A 23,326-nucleotide genomic window follows, 5' to 3' on the forward strand; every position below is an offset into this window, starting at 1 on the left:
TCCTGTTAATTCACCTGCCGAACAGCCCCACGCCACCCTAACTCGTCAATTCCTACTTACTTCAACTTCAGCGTCTTGATTTCATATGGGGCAAAATCGAGCTCGATCCGCCCAACGCTCGCCATCGTGATTGGCTCAAGCTCCCGCTCCAGCGCGTCGGACAAGAACGCGGCCGAAACCGGCTCGTTCCAATTCAACGCCACGCGTTCGCGGCCGCCTGCGGACTCGTACAAACGCAGGATCACGCCATCGCCATCCTCGGCTGGTTTCACAGTGTCGAGCACAACATGCTCTCCCGCAAATCCTAGTAATGCCCCCGTGGAAGGCCGTGTGCCTCCATGCACTCCAGCTACCAGCACGGCTGGGGTGTGGTTCAGCTCAGCTGCGGCACGCACCGTATGAGCAGTCTGCCAGTCGCCTTGGTGTGGATACAGCGAATACGTAAATTCGTGCTCGCCGAGATCGGCGGTCACGTCCGGCCATTTCGGCGCCCGCAGCAGTGACAACCGAATCGTACTGCCCTGGATGTCGTAGCCGTATTTGCAGTCGTTCAGGAGGCTGACGCCGTAGCCGCGTTCGGAAACGTCAGCGAACCGGTGTCCGCACACTTCGAATTGCGCCTGCTCCCAGCTCGTGTTTCGATGCGTCGGACGTTCCAACGCGCCAAACGGAATTTCGTAAGTCGCTTTGTCCGTGACGACGTCGATCGGGAACCCGACTTTCAACAGCTTATGGGCTTCGTTCCAATTCACCTTCGTTTGGAAATCGATCCGTTTGTCGTGATGATACAGGATCATATCCTGCGTGATTTCGGATTGGCCGAGACTCCAGCGGAAGCGCAGCACGTCTTGGACTGGACCGCTTGCGACCAGACCGCTCTCCAGCAATACAGCCTTACCGGCTGGCTGCTGCTCATAACGCGGGTCAATGTCCCAAGCATCCCACAAGGTCGGACGGTCGTGATAGAAGTGGAAGCGGTTCGCACTTTCGCCCGATTTCACGATTTCCCGGCCGGCTTTCTTATCCCACAAGCTGACGATCTCGCCGCAGTCATTAAATTTCAGGCGATAGAATTCCGTTTCCCACTCGCCTTGGAATACCTTGCTTCCGGCCGGTGAAGTCGCCGCCGTTTCTGCCGCTTTATCCGCCTCAGTCCGCAGCCAAATCGTCTTGTAGCCAAACGCCGGAACCTCCGGCACTCGGACCCAAGCCGCCGAGCCGCCGTTAAGACCGGTCCGGATGTCCAGCTCAAGCCGCGTACCGCGCTCATCGTAAGCAGCCGTGCCGCTGCGATAACCTTGGTCCGGAAGTGCTACAACCGCGTCGCGAGTCCAACCCAAGCTATTAAAGACAACGTATGGCGTGCCTTCCCCCGTGGTGGTTACCTGTTCGACCAAGGCCGTTAGGCCGTGACGTAGGCCGGTGTTGCCTTTTTCAAAAATATCGTCATATTCCTTCGTCGACGTCTCGTATGCTTCGGTGATCGCCGAACCCGGGATAATGTCGTGGAACTGATTCAACAGGATCAACTTCCAGCCCGCCTGCAGCGTGCTTTGGGCCTCGCGTTGTTGATCCTTCGGCAGAGTCGGAGCAGCCAGCGCATTCCACAACTCGGCCTCACGGTACAAGATTTCTGCTTTCCGGTTACTGCGTTTATTACGCCCGTGGGTTGTGTACGTCCCCCGGTGCAATTCCAAGTAGAGATCGCCGTGCCAAGCTGGCAGCTTCGGCTGCGCCGCTTCGATTCCGGCGAAGAACTCCGTCGCCGTGCTATATTCGCTCGCCGGTTGACCTACCATCAGCTCCGCGCGGTTAATATACTCCAGCATTTCGCGAGTGACCCCGCCGCCGCCGTCGCCATGTCCATAAAGCAGCATTTGCTCCGGATGGACGGCTTTCTGGCGATAAGACTGCCAGTGCTCATGAACGTCCTTCGGCAGCGTATTCTCGTTCACGCCATGGTTCAGATACGACAGCATTGGCGTACCATCGATGCCCACCCAATGGAACAGATCGTACGGGAATACGTTGGTGTCGTTCCAGCCAAGTTTGGTCGTCATGAAATAACGAATGCCGCCATGCTTCAAAATTTGCGGCAAAGAGGCGCAATAGCCAAATGTGTCCGGAAGCCATTCAATTTCGGAGGTGAATCCAAACTCCTCTTGATAGAACCGTTGCCCGTACAACATCTGACGCATCAACGATTCGCCGCTTGGCAGGTTCAAATCCGGCTCCACCCACATGCCGCCAACCAATTCCCAGCGGCCTTCCTTGATCCGCGCCTTCACCCGCTCGTACAACTCGGGGTCGTTCTCCTTCAGGAAGGCGAACAGCAGCGGTTGGCTTTGCGTGTAGCGGTATTCCGGGTACTCGCGCATCAGCGCATCAACCGTTGAGAACGTCCGGCTGGTCTTGCGCACTGTCTCCCGCACCGGCCACAACCAGGCGATGTCGATATGCGACTGGCCGACCATCTGGATCAGGCCCTCGGCATTGCCGCCGATGGCCTTCACCCGCTCTGCAAGGCGCTGCTCCAGCTCGGCAATCGCTCCGCCTTCACGGACCGCTTCCGCATCCAGCGCTACGAAACCGTCCATAGCGTCATACAACGCCTCGATCAAGCGGGTGCGGCGGAAATCCTGCTCCGGCAGCAGTACGGCGGAATCGCGGACGATCGTCGCCGTATACATCAAGCTTTGCACGGGCCGGTTGACCAGCACGAGTCGGCTGTCAATCCGTGTAATCGGCGGTTGGATCACCGCTTGTTGGTTCAGCGGATCCACCGGCTCGGGGATCGGATCATACAGCTCGATCTCCAGCGAGAGCGAGCCTTGTCCTTGCTCCTGCGGCAACGTCACGAACGTATGGTTCCGGTCCAGGCCCTGAGCCGATTTACCGTTGATTCGAAGCAGTCCTTCTCCGCCGGAAGCAAAGATAAATCCGACCTGACCGCCGCGCCAGCCTTCCGGGATCTCTAACTGTGTCCGGAAGAAATACGTTGTTCCCTGCGTGCTCGGGAACCGCTCGAAGGCTTGCCCCTCCGGATAAGGCGTTTCCTTGGTATAACTTCCGGGAACCTGATAGACGGAAGAAGTAATCTCCCACCCGCGCAGCTCGATCTGATCAAGCCACTGAGCTTCCGACAACTCCCGGATAAAACGTCTGATGCGTTCCATTTATTTTAACCCTCCCGCACAAAGAGATTGGCGCTCAGCGTATCATTCACATTTTTGCCGACATGTACCCGGAATTCCCCCGGCTCCACCACCGGTTTATAATCCCGTCCGATATACTGCAGCTGTTCCGAACCAACCGGGAACTCCACCGTCTGCGTCTCGCCTGGCAGCAGGAATACCTTGCGGAACCCCTTCAGCTCCTTCGCCGGCCGAGTCACGGTACTAGCAACGTCGGAGATGTACAGCTGTACCACTTCCGCGCCAGCCCGGTCGCCCACGTTCGTCACTTCAACCGACACCTTCGTAGTGCCGTCCGTCTCGATCGTATCGGACTCTACCGTTAAGTTGCTATAATTGAACGCGGTGTAACTCAGCCCGTAGCCAAACGGATACCGTGGCTGGGAATTATCTTCCAAATAGCGTTTCCCCCGCGAACGTTTGCCATGGTAGTAGACTGGAAGCTGTCCGACATGCTTCGGAACGGATATCGTCAGTCGCCCGGAAGGATTCACGTCACCGAACAGAATATCCGCTACAGCATGACCGCCCTCTTGACCCGGATACCATGCCTCCAGAATCGCATCGGCATTCTCATCGATCCAAGGCTCAGCCATCGGCCGTCCGTTGATGTAAACCACTACTAGCGGTTTACCCAATTTATGAATTTCTTGAATCAGCTCTAGCTGTACACCGGACAAGCTGAGGTTCATGCGGTCAATGCCTTCGCCGCAATCCATGTCGCTCTGCGCATTGCCGGTCACTTTCGATGCACCGGTTCGGAGGTCAATCGTCCCCTCGCCGAAGTCGCGCGCGCTCGAGCCGCCGACAACCATAACCACCGTGTCTGCTTGTTCCGCGCAAGACAAGGCCACGTCGAATCCTTCTCGAGAGTCGCCATTAATCCGGCAGCCTGGAGCATACAGCACTCGCTCCGGTGTCCCGGCCAGCTTGCTGCGGATCCCGCCCAGCACGGTCGTGACCTTCGAGCGTGGCTGCGGCGAGGTATAATCGCCCAGCTGGTTGTAGCCCACATCGGCATTCGGGCCGATGACGGCAATTTTACCGGCGTCTGCAGACAGTGGCAGCACGCCTTCATTCTTGAGCAACACGATACCTTCTCTGGCTAATTGCCGTGCCAGCTCCACATGTTCCGTGCTGCCGATGACCCGCTCGGCCCGCGCCGGGTCGGCGTACGGCTGTTCGAACAGCCCCAGTCGGAATTTCAGTGTCAATACGCGGCGTACCGCCTGATTGAGCACTTCTTCCTCCAGCTGTCCCGAACGTACCGCCTCCACCAGGTGCTTGCCGAACATCACGCCGGACATCTCCATATCGATGCCCGCGCGAATCGCCTGGATCGCTGCGTCCCGTCCATCTTCCGCCACGTCATGGCCGGAAGCGAGCATGTCGATCGCGCCGCAGTCGGTGATGACCATGCCGTCAAAACCCCACTCGCCGCGAAGAATGCCGTCCAACAATTCTTCGTTGGTCGTACAAGGTACCCCGTCGATCTCGTTATAGGCCGGCATGATCGAAGCCGCACCGGCTTCCACCGCCTTGCGGAACGGCAGCAGGTCGACCTCCAGCAGTTCGCGCCGCCCCATATGAACCGGGCCGGCATTGCGGCCGCCCTCGGAGCTGCCGTAGCCGACGAAGTGCTTCAGCGTGGCTGCCACGCTGTCCTCTCCGTCCAGACGTTCCCCTTGCAAGCCTTCGACCGAAGCCACGGCCATTTCGCCGATCAAATAGGCGTCTTCGCCAAAGCATTCTTCGGTCCGGCCCCAGCGGGGATCACGCACGACATCGAGGACCGGGGAATAGGTGACCGCGCCGCCTTGGCTGCGCGTCTCCCGGGCCACTGCCCGGCACATCTCGCGGTACAGCTCCACGTTCCAGGTGCTGCCGAGCGACAATGGCACCGGAAAGACCGTGGCGCCGATCGCCATATGGCCGTGCGAGCACTCTTCCCCGATCAGGATCGGGATGCCGAGGCGCGAGTTCTCGATGGCATAACGTTGGATTTCGTTGACCGCCTCTGCGCCCTCGCGCGGCGACAAGCCGGTTTCCAGCGTCACGCCTGTCCACGGATCGGCGCGCAACACGCCGTACAGCGAGCCGATTCCTCCGCTTTGCACCTGCTCTTTAAACGAATCGGTCAGCTTGATCTCTCCGTCTTTATGCTCATAGGTCTGCCAACCGAAAGGCTGGACCAGCTGGCCGGCCTTTTCTTCCAATGTCATCAGTCCGAGCAAATGCTCCACTCGTTCCGGGACGGGTTTCGATCTGTCTTTGTAAAGCAACGTCTCCACCTCGCTCCTTAAATTTTTCCTCAATACAAAAGAGTTCAAAAGGGGATAAAACAAGAGTTGGAATTAGGTTTTAATAGAGTTCAAATCGAGTTCAAAAAGTTAGGTTTCCAGCACCGAGAAGGTTGGATGAAGCTAGGGACTGAGTAGCGCAGCGTAGCTGGAGGCTACGTGAGCAACTGAAATGTTTCCGAAGGAAACATACTTCGGAAGCCTACGCTTTAGGCCCGGCTGAATTCAAGATTCGACGCCGAATAAGCTTCATGAGTTGCCTCGTGATGGGAAGATGACTTTTTGAACATCCTCTATATTATTCTTTGACGGCGCCTACCGTAAGTCCTTGTACAAAATACCGCTGGAAGAACGGATAAGCAAAAATAATTGGCAATGTCGCAAGCACGACCATCGCCATCCGCGACGTATCTTGCGGAATGGACTGCAGCGCGGTCAAACTCAGCGAGCTGTTTTGCGAGTTCTGTTGGATAAAAGCAATACTCGATTCGATCCGCATCAGCATCGATTGCAACGGCACCAAATTCGGATTGTCGATATACAGCAGCGCGTTAAACCAGTCGTTCCAATAACCTAATGTGCTAAACAAGCCGATTGTTGCCAAGCCCGGCAGCGACAGCGGCAGGACGATGCGCAGGAAGATAAAGAAATCGCCGGCGCCGTCAATCCGCGCCGATTCAATGATCGCTTCCGGAACGCTCGTACTATAGAACGTACGTAAAATCATGATATAAAATGCATTCATCGCAAGCGGTAAAATTAGCGCCCACAACGTATCTTTCAACCCCATCAACTGGGATACCACCATGTAAGTCGGGATCATCCCGCCGTTAAAGAGCATCGTAACGATCGCAAATACGGAGAAAAATCTCCGGTAACGGAAGCTCTTCCGCGAGATGGCGTAAGCGTAAAGCGAGATCATGATCAAACTGATCACGGTTCCCACGAGGGTAATCAGAATCGTCACGCCGTAAGAGCGAAGCAGCGAATCGCCGCTTTCGAACACGAAACGGTAAGCCTCCAGACTCCATTTGGCCGGAAACAACCGGTAGCCGTCCGTTGCCAGCGTTTTTTCATCCGTGAAAGAAATAATGACCACGAAGATAAAGGGGAACACGCACAAGAACGAGAAAATCCCTGCAATCAGGTGCAAAACGGCGTTCCAACCGCGAGAGACGTTATGAAAATCTTTGGTTTTTCTAGCAATCTCCGCCATTCTCTGACACTCCTTTCAGCTGTTTTAAAATAGGGCGCTGTCCTTATCAATTTTTCGCACGACATAGTTGGAAACCATAACAAGAACAAAGCCTACCACCGATTGATAAAGGCCAGCTGCCGTACTCATGCCGATTTCCCCGGTTGTTTTCAGACCGCGGTATACGTAAGTGTCGATGACGTTAGTCACTTGATAAAGCGTGCCCGAATCTCTCGGCACTTGGTAGAACAAGCCGAAGTCAGCATAGAAGATCCGCCCTACCGCAAGCAGCGTCATGATAATAATGATCGGGGAGAGCAGAGGAACCGTAATGTTCCGAATTTGCTGCCATTTGGTGGCCCCGTCGATCATCGCCGCCTCGTAAAGCGATTTGTCGATCCCCATAATTGAAGCCAGGTAGACTACGCTGTTATAGCCGATCGATTTCCACAGGTTGACGAAAATCAAGATATAAGGCCAATACTTCGGCTCCGAATACCAGTTAATCCGTTCCGCGCCAAACCAGCCTAGGATTTGGTTAATCATCCCCCGGTCCATGCTCAGGAAGCTGAACGCGAAATAGCCAACAATAACCCAGGAAAGGAAATAAGGCAGGAACATCCCGGTTTGATAAACTTTAGCCATCGTTTTGCCGACCAGCTCGGACAGCAAGATCGCCATAGCTACAGAAAGGACTAGTCCGATGAAGATAAAGGCAAGGTTATAAAACAAAGTGTTGCGAGTAATGGTAAAAGCATCGTTGGTGCTGAACAGGAATTTGAAGTTATCCCAGCCTACCCATTTGCTATGGGCAATACTGGCCCAAAAACCGTCACGGCTGAAGCGGTATTGCTTAAACGCCGTAATCGTACCGACCAATGGAAGGTACGAGAAAAAGAAAAACCAGACGGCACCTGGCAACACCATAAATAACATGACTTTATTCTTGAGCAGGTTTTTGAAAAATGCAGTCATGATGTTCCCCTCCTGTCGAAAAATAATGAAAAAGGATCGGGCGCAACAATCACCCGCCCGATCCCTTTCGTTTCTTTAATTGTTACTTGTTGTTCGCAGCTCTCCAGGCATCGAGCTGAGCTTGGGCTTCAGCAATGACCTTGTCAAGGCCGGCCTCTTTGAATTTTTCGATCGCTTTCGGCAAGTAATCTGCCGGATCAACCGTACCGGTCATCAGCGAGGACCAGAATTGTTCTTTTACGTTCTGTACGGCTGCCATTTCAGTTGCTACTTTCGTGCTGTCGAAGTTGAAGCTCAGGATCGGCGAATTGACGCCTTCTGCGTTAAACTTCTTGAATTGCTCCCATTTGTCGTCTGCGTCGTTCGGGTTCAAGTAGAGGAGCATGTTGTTGCCCAAAGAGTAAGATGGCATGTCGTAGTTTTTCGATTCTGCCAAGTTTTCGTAGTGCGTGTCGTCAAGTTTCTTGTAGTGAACGCCTTCGATCCCGGAGTCAACCATGTTACGCAACACTGGATCGGTATTCAACAGGTTCAGGAATTCCATTGCTTTCTCTGGATGCTCGGAGTTCGCGGAGATCGCCATGATCGAACCTTGAACGGAAGTGTTCGTGATGATCGCATCACTAGCCGGTGTGGAAACCACAGGGTAGCCGTAGCTTGCAGACCACAGGTTATCAGCCAGCGGCTGGGTTTGCGCACGGTCCATGAACCATTGACCGGAAGTCATCAGGTCGCTGGTAGAGCCAGTTGTTGCTGCTTCAGGAGCAACATAACCCGCTTGATAGTACTTGTGCATTTGATTCAGAGCTGCTTGCATTTCAGGCGTTTCCAGGATGTTTACGATTTTATAATCGGTCGTATCCAGTTTCACAGCCATCGGCAAGTTCTGGATGATGTAATCATAAGGCACGTAAGGAACGTAGTTCTTGTCCATTGCAAAAGGCGTTACGCCTGGTTCGTTTTCCTTGATCGTTTTCAGCAACGGCTCGATGCTTTCCAAGGAACGAACGCTAGTGATGTCTACGTTGTATTTGTCAGCCAAAGTTTTGTTAAAGCGCCATACTTCTTGTTGAGGCAATTCTTTGTTGGCAGGAATGCCGTAGTTATGGCCGTCGACTTTGGAACCTTCCAGGAAGGCCGGGTCGATGGTGTTTTTCAGATCTTGTCCGTATTTCTCGAGCAGATCATCAATCTCCAGGAATGCACCTTTTCTAGCGTTTTGTACGTAGTCGAAACCGCCGGCGGAAGTGAAGACGATGTCCATCGGCTCACCGGAAGCAACGTTAACTTGCATTTTTTGCGTGTAATCGCCCCAGTCGATCATTTTCATGGTGATCGTTGCGTTGATTTTCTCTTTGGTGTACTTGCTGACTTCTTCCATAACGCGGTCTACGTCTTTTTGAGGCGTCCCGATCGTGTACCAAATCAGGTTGACCGCTTCTTCCGAATTGCCCGCTGCTGCCCCATTGTTGCTGCTGTTGCTTTCAGCGTTCTTGTTACCGCCGCATGCGCTTAGTACAAGTACTAAGGCCATCAGAGTGGCAAGTACGAAAGAAAAACTTCTTTTGTTTTTACTCATGCTGATCCTCCCTTTTGAAGCTCTTTTGTTTTGTTTAACTAACTTAACCTTACCGGATGAAAGCCGTTACAAAAAGAAGATAAACTTAAAAAATCGAGGTACAAATTAAAGAAAAGGACAATACCCCGGATCCAAGGAAAACCTACCTTTCCGGCAGGCCTAAATCTCCTTGATCCAGGGTACCCATCCCCTTCCTATCTAATGCAGCGCTTTAAAGTCGGTGGGGGAGATCCCCACGTATTTTCGAAACTGCTTATAGAAATAACCAATTTCCCAATATCCTACTTTCCGGGCGATTTCTTGCACCTTGAGATTGGTGTTTTTGAGTTGCAGCTTCGCCTTATCAATTCGGTACTTGTTAATGTACTCTGCAAAGGACACGCCGGTCTCCTTATGAAATAACTGTCCAAGATAAACCGGATGAATATGGTATTGCGCTCCTAGCGTTTTTAGCGACAACTCATCGGCATAATGCGTATCGATGTAAGTCAACACTTGATGCACGACCGGATTTTTCGCGTCCTGCAGCAAGGAGCAAACCGTCTCCTCTGCTAAGCCCTCAAGAATTTCGATCAGTCCCTGGTATGTTTCACAGCGTTGCACACGTTGGAGCGCCTTCTTAAACAAGTCCGTCTCTTCTGTATATTTAATATGCTGAAGCTCCATCTTAAAGCGGACAACCAGCTCCAATGCAGCGTTCTGCAAATCCTCGGGGCGGACACCCTCCAGCTGCTTCAACTGCTCAAAATCACGGTAAATGCACTCCTTCAAGCCTTCTTTATCTTTAGCCAAAATCAGCTTGGCGTACTCCTCCCATGCCAGCGGATAACCGCTCTCCAGAACGCTGTTGCCGCCGTGATCGCCTTCCAGCAGCTTATATTCAATCGTCCGCCGATCCGGATAAATCAAGTAGTACTCTAGAGCGCGTTTGGCTTCCTTGTAACTGAGTGAAGCCGCCTCGGGAAGCCGGCCCACGCTTCCAACGCCGATTTGGATCATCCGGTTCATGACAGACAGCTCCAGGGACAGGTTCTCCATCAACTCTGCAAATATCCTTTTTTCCACTGCCCCTTTGGGGAGGGAACCCACAATCACGATATCGCCGTCCACATCACGGAAAAGGGTGATCCCCCGTTGCTCTTTGAGATAACGTTCGGTTCGTTCGAATACTTCGGCCGAATTGCCATCCGTGCGCAATACGGAAACCGCGGCGCAAGGCCCATGTAAATTCAGTCCGAGCAGCTCGGCCCGCTCCTCAAATTCGGCGGCTGCGATTTGCCCGTTCAGCCAGCGGTACAGCGTGTTATCCTTTAGAATCTGGACATCATAGGCGTCATATAGTCCATCCGACTGCAGGCTGTCCAGCTTCTGCACGGTGTTGCGCAGCGTCGACTCCAGCTCCTCCAGGTTAATGGGTTTCAGCAAGTAGTTTTCGATGCCTAGCTTCATGCCTTCTTTGAGATAATCGAACTCGTTGAACCCGCTTAAAATAATGACTTTCAGTTCCTGGTGAAGCTTCCTCGCCTCGGAGATTAGCGTTAACCCGTTCATCACCGGCATGGAGATGTCTGTGATCAATACATCGACCGGCGTTGAACCCAGAGCATCCAATGCCTGCTGACCGTTCTCCGCATGCCCGACGATTTCGAGGCCAAACTTCGGCCAGTCGACAATATCATATAAACCTTCGATGATAAACGGTTCGTCATCGACGATAAACACCTTATACATCTTCGCCCTCCATTCCTTCCCGATTGGGATAACGAACGATGATCGTTGTCCCTGAACCGGGCGCGCTGTCGATTTCTATCCCGTAAGCCGGACCGTACAAGAAACGCAATCGCGTATGCACGCTACGCAAACCGAACATTTGCCCGGTTTCTTCCTCCCGCTCCAATTCCCGATGGATTTCCGCAAGCCGATCCGGTTCGATGCCTTTCCCGTTATCATGTACCACGGCCACCAGGGTATCCCCGTCTTCCCGCACTTCAATCGAGATCTGATTATCAAATTGGTCCGTTCGAATCCCATGAACGATATAATTCTCCACAATCGGCTGCAGGGAAAGCCGGACGAGCGCTTTGCCGTAGAGCGCCGGATCGGCTTCAATCTCATAGTTAAAGCGATCTTTGTAACGGATGCGGAACAATTCCAAATACAACCGGCAGGCTTCCAGCTCGTCCTTCAGCGTATAGTTTTTCTTCTGCTGCACCATGCTCTTGAACAGGACGGATAAGCTGTAGATCATTTCACCCACATCCCTGGCCCCTTGGGAGATCGCCCGCATGCGGATGACCTCAAGCGTATTGTACAGGAAATGCGGGTTAATCCGTGCCTGTAAGGCAACAAGCTCCGTTTGCTGCTGCTTGATCTCCGCTTTAAACACCCGGTCGATATACAAATTGAGCTCGTCCAACATGTCGTTAAAGCTTTTCGAGATTTGCCCCAGCTCGTCCTCCCGTACATCGGTGATCCGCGCCGTGAAATCGCCATTGCGTACTCTCCGGGTAAATCGGATAATGCCGTTCGTGCGTTTGGCGAAATTGCTGATGAATAGAGCCGGGATGAGGATGGCAAACAGAATGCAAATGGAACTGATCGTTAGGATCGTGTTGCGCAGTCCTTGATAGGTTTTGGCCAACTCCTCTTTCGGGACCGTACTGAGCACCGTGAATCCCCCCTGACTTTGCGTCAGCTTGGTGGCGATCATCCCGTTGCCGAGCACCCCGGTGTCGTACAATGAGTTAATTTGCTCGGTATAGGGGTATTTCCGGCCATAATAAGTTCCGGAGGTATCGAACAGCACGTTGCCATCCGCGGACAAGACCAGGATTGAACCTTTCAGGTCTTCTCTGTACATCGCCAGACTGCCCCAGACATTCGCCGTATCGAAATAAACGTCCAGTTGACCAATGTTGCGAAGCGTTAGCTTATTGCTGATCGGGATGCGAACCGAATACATCGGGGTATCCGGTAAACCCACCGTTTTGCGCACCCATATATTGGAGATCCCCACGTTCATCCCTTCCTGTTGATACATTACATCGGGCACGAACGATCGGGCCTGATTGGTGGGGATAATCTTAAACTGCTTATCGCTGCCAAAGACATACAGCTGCTGCAGATCCGCGCTATATAACATCAAACTACGAATGTCCGGATCATCATCGACCACGTTGCGGAAATACAACACGGTGTCCGTAGACGAACTATTTTCCATATAGAATCGGTCTAGACGGTAATTCACGTAATCCTGATACGGATGCTCCAAAAAAAATGAAGTGTTCGAGGCCCGCTCCTCATCGCGATAAATGTCCCGCACCATGGACTGCACGGAGTCGTATTTGCCTCCGATGTAATCGCTGACGCTTTCGATCGCCCGCTTCTGGATATCCAGCTGCCGTTGCACCGCGGACTCGGACATAAACATGAACATTAAATATGAAAACGTAATGATCGTAACGATCGTAATCACCGAGAAAAACAAGATGATCTTCATGAACAAGTTGTTCTTGAAGTAATTCCGGTAAATGTTCCGAATGAACATGTCTTCCCTCCTCGTGCAAGGTCAATTATACCATGCCTTTGGGGCTACATGGGATTAGCCGTTCTTGGCGGGTTGGGGGCAAGCTCCCGGGCTGCCTGCCCGTAATGCGGCGAATAGGCTGAAATGTTGCACGAACTGCAACATTCTTAAATTTAAAACGCCTGTTCCTCATAGGAACAGGCGCTTCTCATGTATAGCGAATTGATCCGAGCCGGGATCTTACCCGCGGAATTCCTGCAGCCCTTCGTTCAGCGAACGGGTCGCCGCGTAGACTTGCTGGTAAAGCTTGAAGAGGCGTGCGTACTTCTCCACGTTGGCCGGGATCGGCTCATACGTCTTGGCGTAGCCGATAAAAGCATCGGCGCATTCCTTCAAGCTGCCGAACCAGCCGCTGCCGACAGCTGCCATCATCGCGGCACCCATCGCCGGGCCTTGCTCGTTCTTCAACGCCACAACCGGCTTGCCGAAGATATCCGCTTGCATTTGCAACCAAACCGGATTCTTGGCGCCGCCACCGATGGAGATGACGCGTTCGACCTCGATGCCGGCTGCGCCGAACAGGTCAAACGACTCCTGCAGCGAGAAGGTGATCCCTTCCATCACCGCGCGAGCCAAATGCTCCCGGCGATGCGTGCCGGACAGGCCGATGAAGCTGCCACGGATCACGCTGTCCGCGTGCGGCGTACGTTCCCCAACCAGATACGGGGTGAACAGCAGCCCTTCCGAACCCGGCGCGATATCGCCCACCGGCTTCAGCAGCTCGTCAAAGCTAAGCTCCGGCGCCAGCGATTCCTTGAACCAGCTCAAGGAATAACCTGCAGCCAGCGTCACGCCCATGGCGTAAAAAGCACCCGGATGCGCATGGTTGAAGAAATGCACCTTCCCGGCGAAATCCTTGTTCTTGTCTTCTTCGTACGTCAACACGACACCGGATGTGCCGACGCTGCAAAGCGCGTCGCCCTTGCGGACGATGCCCGCGCCAACCGCGCCGCAGGCGTTATCGGCGCCGCCGCCGAATACCTTCGTGCCGGCCGACAAACCGGACTCTGCGGCAAACTCTGGCTGCAGCGAGCCGGTGTTCTCGGTACTGCCTACGAGCGGCGGGCAGAAGCCAGCCGGAAGCCCGAAGGCTGCAGCGATCTCTTCGCTCCACTGGCCTTCCGGTACGTTAAGCAACAACGTTCCCGCCGCATCGGAGATTTCCATTTGCACTTGGCCGGTCATGCGGTAACGCAAATAATCCTTCGGCAGCACGAACCGCGAAGCTTTAGCGAACAGCTCCGGCTCATTCTCCTGAACCCAGAGGATCTTCGGCAGCGTGAAGCCTTCCAGCGCGGCGTTGCGGGTAATGTCGAGCAGCTTGCTGCCCAGCTTTGCATCAATGTCACGACATTGCTTCGTCGTCCGTGTATCGTTCCACAGGATGGCGTTGCGCAACACATTGTTCTGCTCATCCAGCAGGACCAATCCGTGCATTTGACCGGAGAAGGATACGCCCTCCACGTCTCCAGCCGCTACGCCGCTCTCTTTCAGCAATTGCTTCAAGCAAGTCATTGTTCCTTTTACCCATTCTTCGGGATCTTGCTCACTGAACCCGGGACGCTCTTGAATCAGCGGATAAGAAGCCGACGCCTCACCGGCGATCTCCCCGTTTTGGTTCACGAGCAGCGTCTTGACCGAGCTGGTCCCTAGATCGATGCCAATCACATACTTCATTGCGATACTCTCCCTTCGCATGTCCCCGAAAGGGGCTTTATACCACAAAAAGGGACGGCAAGCGTCCCTTTTTGAAAAAGTTGTGCGTGAAAAGCCGACTTTTGAATCTTATTTCGTTCCGAAAATGTATTCGTTCAGGCGGGCTTTAACCAGCTCGAGGTGGTTCGACTTGTTGACGATGTGGCTGTGCTCCAAAGCATAAGCTTCCAGTGTTTTGAAGTTGGCTTTGCCGGATACGATATCCGCGCCAATTCCCGTCTTGAAGCTGGCATAACGATCATTCAACAGGTTCTCGATGAACTTGTCTTCGATCATTTTGCCGGCTACTTTCAAGCCTTTCGCAAAGGTATCCATCCCTGCGATATGAGCATAGAACAGGTCTTCCGGCTCGAAGGAGCTACGTCTTACCTTCGCGTCGAAGTTGACGCCGCCGGAGCCCAGGCCGCCGTTTTGCAGGATTTCATACATAGCCAGCGTTACGGAATACAGGTCAGTTGGGAATTCGTCGGTATCCCAGCCCAACAGCATATCGCCTTGGTTGGCATCGACCGAACCCAACATGTTGTTGATGCGAGCTACGCGCAGTTCATGTTCGAACGTATGACCAGCCAGCGTCGCATGGTTTGCTTCCAGGTTAAGTTTGAAGTGGTCTTGCAAGCCGTATTTTTGCAGGAACGCAATCGTTGTAGCTGCGTCGAAGTCGTATTGGTGTTTGGTTGGCTCTTTTGGTTTCGGCTCGATCAAGAATTGGCCTTTGAAGCCGATTTCCTTCGCGTAGTCGATTGCCATTTGGAAGAATCTCGCCAGGTTGTCGAGTTCCAGACCCATATCCGTGTTCAACAGGGATTCGTAACCTTCACGTCCGCCCCAGAACACATAGTTTTCAGCGCCCAATTCAAGAGCCGTTTCCAAACCTTTCTTCACTTGAGCTGCAGCATAAGCGAATACGTCTGCGTTCGAAGTTGTTGCTGCGCCATGTACATAACGCGGATTGGAGAACATGTTCGCTGTGTTCCACAGCAACTTCACGCCGGTTTGGTTCATGCCTTCCTTGATTTTAGCAACGATAACATCCAGGTTCTCGTTCGATTCTTTCAGCGTAGCGCCTTCCGGAGAAACGTCAACGTCATGGAAGCAGAAATAAGGAGCGCCGATCTTTTCCAGGAATTCAAAGTTCACTTCTACGCGGGCTTTCGCAAGATCCAAGCCGCTTACCGTTTCCCAAGGACGAATCATGTTACCTTGACCGAACGGGTCGCTACCGTTCATCGTCAGCGTGTGCCAGTAAGCAACTGCAAAACGCAGGTGCTCTTTCATCGATTTGCCGAGGATGACTTCATTCTCGTTATAATGTTTAAATGCCAGCGGATTGTTGGAACCTGCGCCTTCATACTGAATTTTGCTAATGTTCTTAAAATAACTCACCACTAATTCCTCCCAGCCAGAAATTAAATTTTAAGTAAGCCTTTACATCCTGTGGATTATAAGTAGCATGCCCACCCGATCACGGGAGCATGCTTTCTACACCTAGATCGTATCACGTTCCACTTAGTTTGTCTAGTAAACTAACAAAGTTATTGATTAAACCCAGGTCATTTATGTTATGATGCGTATAGACATACATTCACCGTGCCTAGAGGCATGGGTATAACGAGGGAGTTTATATGAAAATCACAGGCGACCAGCAGCTCATCAAAAAAATGAATAAAACCATCGTCCTGGATACGATCCGTCAACGTCAGCCATTGTCTCGCGCGGATATTTCCGCCGCGATTGGGTTGAACAAGGCGACCGTATCGTCCCTCGTCTCCGAATTGATCGACAGCCAGCTTGTCACCGAGATCGGCCCCGGCGAATCTAGCGGCGGACGCAAGCCTACTCTGCTTCTCTTTAACCGCAGCGCCGGTTATGCGGTCGGCATCGATATCCGCGTAAATGATTTGCTGGCCGTGCTCGTCGACCTGGAAGGCCACGTTCTGCTGGAAAAAACGGTTGCGCTCGCCGATTTCACCCCGGACCATGTGGTCGAACAGATTCGCAAAACGATCCGCCAGTTTAGCAAAAAACTCCCCGAATCCCCGTACGGTATCGTTGGGATCGGGATCGGGGTGCCTGGGCTCGTCGACGACAAGAGCCGCGTTGTATCGGCGCCCAACCTGGACTGGAACCAGGTGGACCTGTACGATCCATTGGCCTCCGAATTTGGGACCAATCTGCATATTGATAACGAGGCCAACGCCGGAGCCATTGGCGAGAAGCTTTACGGCGCCGGCCGCGAGGCCCAAAATCTGGTTTACCTGAGTATAGGCATTGGTATCGGCTCCGGTATCATCGTTGGCGGCGAGTTGTACCGCGGCACATCGAATTTCTCCGGCGAGGTTGGCCACATGACCGTCGCCGAGAACGGTCCCCTCTGCCGCTGCGGCAACCGCGGCTGTTGGGAGACGCTAGCCTCGGAGAAGGCGCTGCTCGACCGGGCAGCCAAGCTGTGGAACGATTCGCACCCCGATCTGGAGGAAATTATCCGGCTCGCTCGCGACGGCGAGCCTCGGGCCGTGCAGCTCCTGAATGAAATCGGCGCCCAGCTTGGCGTTGGATTGGCCAATTTGGTTAACATCCTGAATCCGGAGCTGATTGTGATCGGCAACCGCCTATCGCTTGCCGGAGACCTATTGCAAGACGCCATGTTGCGCACCATCGAGAACCGCAGCTTATCCTATCACCGGAAGAAAAGCGGAGTCGCCTTCGCCAATCTAGGTATCCGTTCTACAGCGCTGGGCGCGGCATCCATGCCGATTACCATGTTCCTCAGCGAGCCGGATCCCGTTCCAGCGCAGGAAGGCAACACGCCGGCCGGAATTTAAGCGATAGATAATAACCCGCAGGATTCGTGAGTTTACTTCACGATCCTGCGGGTTATTTGTTGCGTTAGATCATTTGTGGCCGATAGCTTCGCAGCAACTCGCGGATACCGGCCTCCGGAAGCGGCTTACTGATATAATACCCTTGAATAATATCGCATTTGGCTCGCCGAACATGCTGCATCTGTTGCTCCGTCTCCACGCCTTCAGCGACGACCTGAAGTCCCATTTTTCGTCCGATGAGCACGATCGCTTTGGCGAGGGAGCGGCTGTCGTCCTGCTCCGGCAAATGCTCGATGAACGTTCTGTCCACCTTCAGCGTCGTAATCGGCATCTGCTTCAATGATCCCAGTGACGAATAACCCGTGCCGAAATCGTCTAAAGCGATTTGAATACCGAAGGCTTTCAGTTCGTTCAGCTTAGGCACAAGCGAATCCACCGTTTCCATAATCATGGACTCGGTAATCTCCAACTCCAGACACTCGGGTGCCAGCCCCGTCTGCTGCAGGATGCGCAGAACCTTGCTGACGAAGTCCTCTTCAAGAAGCTGAACGACCGAGATATTAACGGCGATTTTGTACATTCCGAATCCATCGTCCTCCAGACGTTTGGCGAAGGCGCAGGACTCTTCCAGCACCCATTCACCGATCGGTACGATCAGGCGGCTGTCCTCGGCGATCTTAATGAAAGATAAGGGCGACACGTAACCGAGTTCCGGGCTGTTCCAGCGAATCAGCGCCTCGAAGCCGCAAATATGGCCGTCGCGCACCCCGAGTTGAGGCTGATAGTGGATGGTAAACTCGCCCCGGGTCAGGGCTTGCCGAAGGTTTTTTTCCAAATGCACCCGTTCATTAAACGCTTGCAAAAATACGGGATCGAAGACGACGTATTTGCCTTTCCCCGCCTCTTTGGCTGCGTACATCGCCACGTCGGCGTTCTTGAGGATTTCTTCAGGAGTGCGGCCGTCTTGCGGATAGAACGAAATCCCGATGCTGACCGACACGAACAGATCGCTGTCGTCGATCCGGAACGGCTCACGGAAGCCCTGGAGCAGCTTGTCCGCCAGCGCTGTCGCCTGTTCCCTCTCCACATCTTTCAGCAAAATCACGAATTCGTCCCCGCCCAACCGAAATAACATACCCGTATCCTCGATCAGGGAGGTCAAGCGGGAGCTTGCTTGCATCAGCAGACGATCGCCAAATTTATGCCCTAACGTATCATTGATATACTTAAAATTGTCGGTATCCACGAAAAAGAGGGCCGCTTTGGCGTTCGCCCTGGAAACCAGGGCATCCATTTCTTCGAGCAAATACAGACGATTCGGTAAATCGCTAAGCGTGTCGTAATAAGCGAGATGCCGCATCCGCTGTTGGTACATTCGCAATTGGTGCACCTCGATATTCGAGCCCACCATCCGGTAGGCACGCCCCTGTTCATTAAACAGCGCTTTTCCCCGCCCCAGGAACCACCGGTATTCCCCGTCTTTACAGAGCAGGCGGTATTCGCACTCGAAAACTTCCTTTTCCCCTGCCTGCAGTGCCGTGATCTCCTGCTGAATTTTCGGGGTATCGTCGGGGTGGATCACCTGCTCCAGCCTCTGGGTGCTAATCGGGTCCTCTTGACTATACCCAAGCAGCTCAAACCACCTTGGCGAGTAGTACCGGCGATTTCGTTCCAGATCCAACTCCCAAATGCCGCCGTTCGAGGCGTCAGCGACCAGCCGATAGCGTTCCTCACTTCGTCTCAGCCTCTCCTGGTTTTCCAGCAGCTTATCATAGTTCTCCTTTAACTCCTCTTGGGTGGCGGTTAACTCCAGATTGGCGGACTCCAGTTCCTGATAGCTTTGATGCAGTTTATTCTCGAATTGCTTCCGCTCCTCGATGTCCACGCCGGTCATGATGAAGACGTCCGGATCGCCCTGCAGTCCGGGAATGACCGCCGTTCGGAACAAAAACGCCTTCGCTTTCCCTTGGTTCGCGCAAAACAGGTTGAGCTCGCGGTTATCAACAAAGCGATGGGATAACGCCTCGTCCAACAGCGGAATCAACTCCCGGCAAGCATGCTGCAGCAGGAGATGCTCCATGTAGGACCGTCCAACTGCTTCTCCCTCCCGGATGCCTGTAATCCATTCGGCATATCGATTGAAACGCACCGTTGTCCGATCGCTTTGCACCGCCCAAATAAATAGATTGGTATGATCCAGCACTTCCTTGGAAAATCCCCGTTCTCCATGAATCGTGCGCCGCAAACGGATGATGTAGACCCGGATCAGCCAATAACTAGCTGCCACTCCACCGACTAACAAGCCGACGACAAGGATAAGTCGATTTCGCATCGCGTTCGAGAAAGACTCCGAATGGGTGAAAAAATACTTCAGATAGAGCTCCTCATAGACCCCCGAGCGCTTCAGTTCATCCATTCGGCCGTTGATGTAATCGACCAGTTCCGGCGTCTTTTTGCTGACTCCATAAGCCACATCCCGAGGATACAGATCCTCCAATACCTTATGAACCTCACCGGTCATTTCCCGCTTCACGATCAAATAATCGACGACGTTCTCATTCTCAAACAATAGGTCGATTTCTCCCCGGTTTAGAGCCATAAGGGCCGCTTCAACGGTAGGGTATGTACGGTAAGACGTTACGCCGGCTTCCGACTGCAGAATCTCCTCGGAATATTGACCCGCGCCGACCCCCACGGTATATTGATTCAATTGATCCGTACCCAGCCTGCCCTGAAAGCTCTCGCCGGCATAGACGCCTATGTAGGTCTGCATGATCGGTTTAGAAAAAAGAATATCCTGCTTCCGATTCTCCTGAACTGCCATCAAACCTGCCGTATCCGCCGAACCGCCAACCAGCGCCTGATAAGCTTCCTTCCAATCGGAGGCGGAATAGAACAGCGTGTAGTCACGCTCCTTAAAAATCAGATGAGTCAATTCCAGATCGAAGCCCATTTCGAACCCATTCTGGCTGAATTTATAGGGCGGATAGTCCAGCTCCGTCTGGTAACGAACCACCTTTCGTTCCGCCTCGACCGTCGCAGCGCCTAACCCCGCCATGATCGAAAACACGAGCATACCTGCTATTAACAACATTCGGACCCGCTTCATAAGCGATACACCCTTTACGGTAGGATAAGAGTGGGGTTCCCCCATCGAATCGCGAAAATATGCATATTTTGTTTCATCTTATCACAGTTAGGCTGGAACCCATAGGCTAAAATACCCGGATCGTCAAGAAAAATAGGCCCCTCCGAAAGCGGAGGCGCCTACCTTGAAAATATGTTTATTTATGCGGGGTTTTGGAAGCTTCCTCCGCATCCAAATACGGTTTATTCGCGAAATAGTACATGAAGCCCATCAGCAGCACTCCGCCAACCAAATTGCCGAGCGTTACCGGAATCAGATTATGCACGACACCGCCAAACGAGATCGTGTCCGGGTGATCCAGTACCAAAGCGATGGCAAAGGTGCACATATTGGCGATGCTGTGCTCGTAGCCGGAAATAAAAAAGCAGAAGACGAACAGCATCATGGCAAACATTTTGGCCCCGTCTCCTTGCAGGGCCATCGGGATAAAGAACGCCAGACATACCAGCCAGTTACATAGAATCGCCCGGAAGAACAACTCCATGATCGGGGTAGCCATTTTATGTTCGACCACACTTAACAAGAAAGTGTTGACCGAGGCATCGGCAAATAAGCCGGTCAGATAGATTAATAAGGCGAAGGCCCCTGCTCCCAAGATGTTACCGATATAGCTGAACACCCATAACTTCGTGATGTCGCGCCATTTCAGCCGCTTCCTTAAAGCGGCGTATGTATAATAAAATGTATTCCCGGTAAACAAATCCCCGCCACCGTATGCGATCAGAATAATAGCAGCGCCAAAGGTGATGGCGGCCATCGGATAGGTCAGCGGCGAATGCTCTAGGTAAAAGTAGTTCCCGCTCTTGAAAGCAACGATCACCCCAAAACCGATAAACATACTCGCCAGCATGGCTCTAGCAATATAGCGGAGATGGCTTTGCATAAAAATTTTATACTTCTTGAGCGCCAGCTCCTCGACTTTCAACAGTGATTCTGTCTCCATAACGCCTCCCATTGTTCTCTGTTCTGTTATTCGTGTTCATTTAGCTTATCCGTTGTTAGCCATTGCCATCCGGCAATGTGCCAATTCATTCAAATTTTAGATTAAACGGTCTCGCCGCTATTTACAAGGGGCACGAAATTGTGCATAATAAAAAAAAGACTCTTTTGATAATGATTATCATTATTATCTTTGAGATCACTCCGGTTTATCACCGAAAACGGCCAAGAGGAGACGAACGCCCATGAGATTGCTATCCGCCCGCAGAAAGACAAGGCTGAACATCGATGACTACTTGGATCTGCTCAATCTTGCCGCCCAATTAGGCGACCTACAGTGGCAAAAGGAAATTATCCGCAAGCTGGAAATGATGCAGTCCGAGTTCACCGACGTCAGTCAATAGAATAGATAGGGTTCATATAAAAATAAGCGCGTGCTTAGGGAAAGCTTCCCAAGCTCGCGCTTTTTGCATGAACACGAATTCCATGAAGACCAGATGGGGTTAGACCCTTACAGACATCTGCAAGTCTTCTCCGCTAGACTCCATCATTTCAGTAATCACCAAATCCGTTTTACGCATGAGGTCCACTTCATAAGGCGATCTTACGTTTGAACCGTCTGCTTCGCGGATGATCTTAACCACCGGACGATGCACCAGGCTGGAATCCAGAGAGGATACGATGCCGAGCTGGCCGTTGCTGAGCTTCACTACGGAGGAAAGAGGATAAATGCTGATATTGCGCAGATAAGTTTGAATGAGTTCCAGGCTGAAATAACGATCTCCAGCAGCCAGCAAATATTCAATCGCTTCTCCCGGAGTATAGGCCAGACGGTAGTTCCGCCGTGAGATCAAGGCATGGTAGGTATCGGCAATGGCGACGATTTGCGCGTATTCATCAATTTCGTGATGTTTCAGTCGGGAAGGATATCCCGCCCCGTTATACCGCTCATGATGCTGCAATGCGCATAGGGCCGAACGTCTCGATACGCCTTCCATATCGCAAATGATTTGGAAGCCCGCCTCCGGATGCCGACGCAGCGCCTCACGGTCGGCTCCGGTCAAGCTGCCGTTTCGCCGGATCGTGTGGGCTGGCAATTCGGTCATTCCGATATCGAATAATAACGCGCCGACGCAGAGATCGATCATTTCCGCCCCGGAGTATTGACCCGCGATGCCAAGAATAGCCGAATACGCGGTCACATGAAAGGAATGCTCCAGCAAGTAGGGATCGCTTTGTTGCAGGCGGATCAAGCCATCCAACACTTGCTCATGGCTTGTGATTTCGTATAAAATGTTCCGGAACATGCGGCGAAATTGTTCGTCCAACTGCGGGGTGGACGGTCGCCCAAAACCCAAGTCGGAATCGGCCAAACGAACCAGCATTTGCCGGATTTGCTTGCGCGCCTCGCGTTTCTCTTTGAGATCCTGAAACTTCATGATGGGGCTTGTCCCCTGGATGTCTTCATCGCGGAAGGAACCGACCGGTTCTTTCTTGCCAATCATGGCCGTTTGAATCCCCAACTTCTTAAGGCGTACGATATGGCCTTCGGTTAACGCGGTTCCCGCTCCTAGCATGGTCATCCCGTGTTGATTTAGTATAGGCTCGGCTAAAACGTCGCCTGGTTCGAGCATTCTGACATGAACCTGTCTCATGACATCATCACCTCATCCTTATTGCAGATCAGCTAGTTATGACGAACGCCTTCGCCCTATGTCATGGTCTATTAACTGCGCCTTTTGGCCTAATCATCGTTTTCTTCCTATCTTCCTATAATAATTCAAGAATTGTAGTCCAGACCACAGAAATTTCCTATTCGACAAAATAAAATTTATCATGACGGCAGCAATTGAGACATTACCCCAAAGT

The 23,326-nt window shown here is 52.7% G+C and carries 14 protein-coding genes; 2 read left to right on the top strand and 12 right to left on the bottom strand.

All coding sequences use genetic code 11. The features are described from left to right. Positions 1-56: 56 nt before the first annotated feature. The 9 genes from IM700_RS03275 to xylA form a co-directional block, all read right to left on the bottom strand. The gene (locus IM700_RS03275) at positions 57-3,176 is read right to left on the bottom strand and encodes an alpha-mannosidase (RefSeq protein WP_193416777.1); all 3,120 of its coding nucleotides are present in this window, start codon (positions 3,174-3,176) and stop codon (positions 57-59) included. 5 nt (positions 3,177-3,181) lie between these two features. Beyond that, entirely contained in the window at positions 3,182-5,476 is a 2,295-nt protein-coding gene (locus tag IM700_RS03280; RefSeq protein WP_193416778.1) for a glycoside hydrolase family 3 N-terminal domain-containing protein, read from the bottom strand. A 316-nt stretch (positions 5,477-5,792) separates the two neighbouring features. After that, a complete protein-coding gene (locus IM700_RS03285) occupies positions 5,793-6,710 on the bottom strand; it encodes a carbohydrate ABC transporter permease (protein ID WP_155606770.1) in 918 nt (305 codons plus the stop codon). Positions 6,711-6,734: 24 nt separating this feature from the next. After that, on the bottom strand, positions 6,735-7,664 hold the full coding sequence (locus tag IM700_RS03290; protein ID WP_155606771.1) for an ABC transporter permease: 930 nt from the start codon (positions 7,662-7,664) through the stop codon (positions 6,735-6,737). Positions 7,665-7,746: 82 nt separating this feature from the next. After that, a complete protein-coding gene (locus IM700_RS03295; RefSeq protein ID WP_193416779.1) occupies positions 7,747-9,243 on the bottom strand; it encodes an ABC transporter substrate-binding protein in 1,497 nt (498 codons plus the stop codon). Between the two features lie 198 nt (positions 9,244-9,441). Next, entirely contained in the window at positions 9,442-10,974 is a 1,533-nt protein-coding gene (locus IM700_RS03300; RefSeq protein WP_193416780.1) for a response regulator transcription factor, read from the bottom strand. Further along, positions 10,967-12,790: a sensor histidine kinase gene (locus IM700_RS03305; protein WP_193416781.1), complete on the bottom strand. Its 1,824-nt coding sequence runs from the start codon at positions 12,788-12,790 to the stop codon at positions 10,967-10,969. Before IM700_RS03305 ends, IM700_RS03300 begins: the two co-directional genes overlap by 8 nt. Positions 12,791-13,009: 219 nt before the next feature. Next, positions 13,010-14,506, bottom strand: coding sequence for a xylulokinase (gene xylB, locus IM700_RS03310; protein ID WP_193416782.1), 1,497 nt, complete (start codon positions 14,504-14,506; stop codon positions 13,010-13,012). A 108-nt stretch (positions 14,507-14,614) separates the two neighbouring features. Continuing rightward, the gene (xylA, locus tag IM700_RS03315; RefSeq protein ID WP_193416783.1) at positions 14,615-15,931 is read right to left on the bottom strand and encodes a xylose isomerase; all 1,317 of its coding nucleotides are present in this window, start codon (positions 15,929-15,931) and stop codon (positions 14,615-14,617) included. A 239-nt stretch (positions 15,932-16,170) separates the two neighbouring features. Between xylA and IM700_RS03320 the strand changes: the two genes are divergently transcribed. Next, positions 16,171-17,370, top strand: a complete 1,200-nt coding sequence (locus tag IM700_RS03320; protein WP_193416784.1) for an ROK family transcriptional regulator — start codon at positions 16,171-16,173, stop codon at positions 17,368-17,370. A 64-nt stretch (positions 17,371-17,434) separates the two neighbouring features. Here the strand turns inward: IM700_RS03320 and IM700_RS03325 are convergent, their stop codons facing one another. Continuing rightward, entirely contained in the window at positions 17,435-20,479 is a 3,045-nt protein-coding gene (locus IM700_RS03325) for an EAL domain-containing protein (RefSeq protein ID WP_193416785.1), read from the bottom strand. Between the two features lie 175 nt (positions 20,480-20,654). Next, positions 20,655-21,461 carry a formate/nitrite transporter family protein gene (locus tag IM700_RS03330; protein WP_155606778.1) on the bottom strand — a complete coding sequence of 269 codons (807 nt, stop codon included), beginning with the start codon at positions 21,459-21,461 and terminating at the stop codon, positions 20,655-20,657. Between the two features lie 241 nt (positions 21,462-21,702). Between IM700_RS03330 and IM700_RS03335 the strand changes: the two genes are divergently transcribed. Then, positions 21,703-21,861: a hypothetical protein gene (locus tag IM700_RS03335; RefSeq protein WP_155606779.1), complete on the top strand. Its 159-nt coding sequence runs from the start codon at positions 21,703-21,705 to the stop codon at positions 21,859-21,861. A gap of 99 nt (positions 21,862-21,960) precedes the next feature. On the opposite strand, the gene IM700_RS03340 is transcribed toward IM700_RS03335, so the two are convergent. Next, a complete protein-coding gene (locus tag IM700_RS03340) occupies positions 21,961-23,112 on the bottom strand; it encodes an HD-GYP domain-containing protein (protein ID WP_155606780.1) in 1,152 nt (383 codons plus the stop codon). Between the last annotated feature and the right edge of the window lie 214 nt (positions 23,113-23,326).

Source organism: Paenibacillus rhizolycopersici (assembly GCF_014947195.2).
Taxonomy (GTDB): Bacteria; Bacillota; Bacilli; order Paenibacillales; family Paenibacillaceae; genus Fontibacillus; species Fontibacillus rhizolycopersici.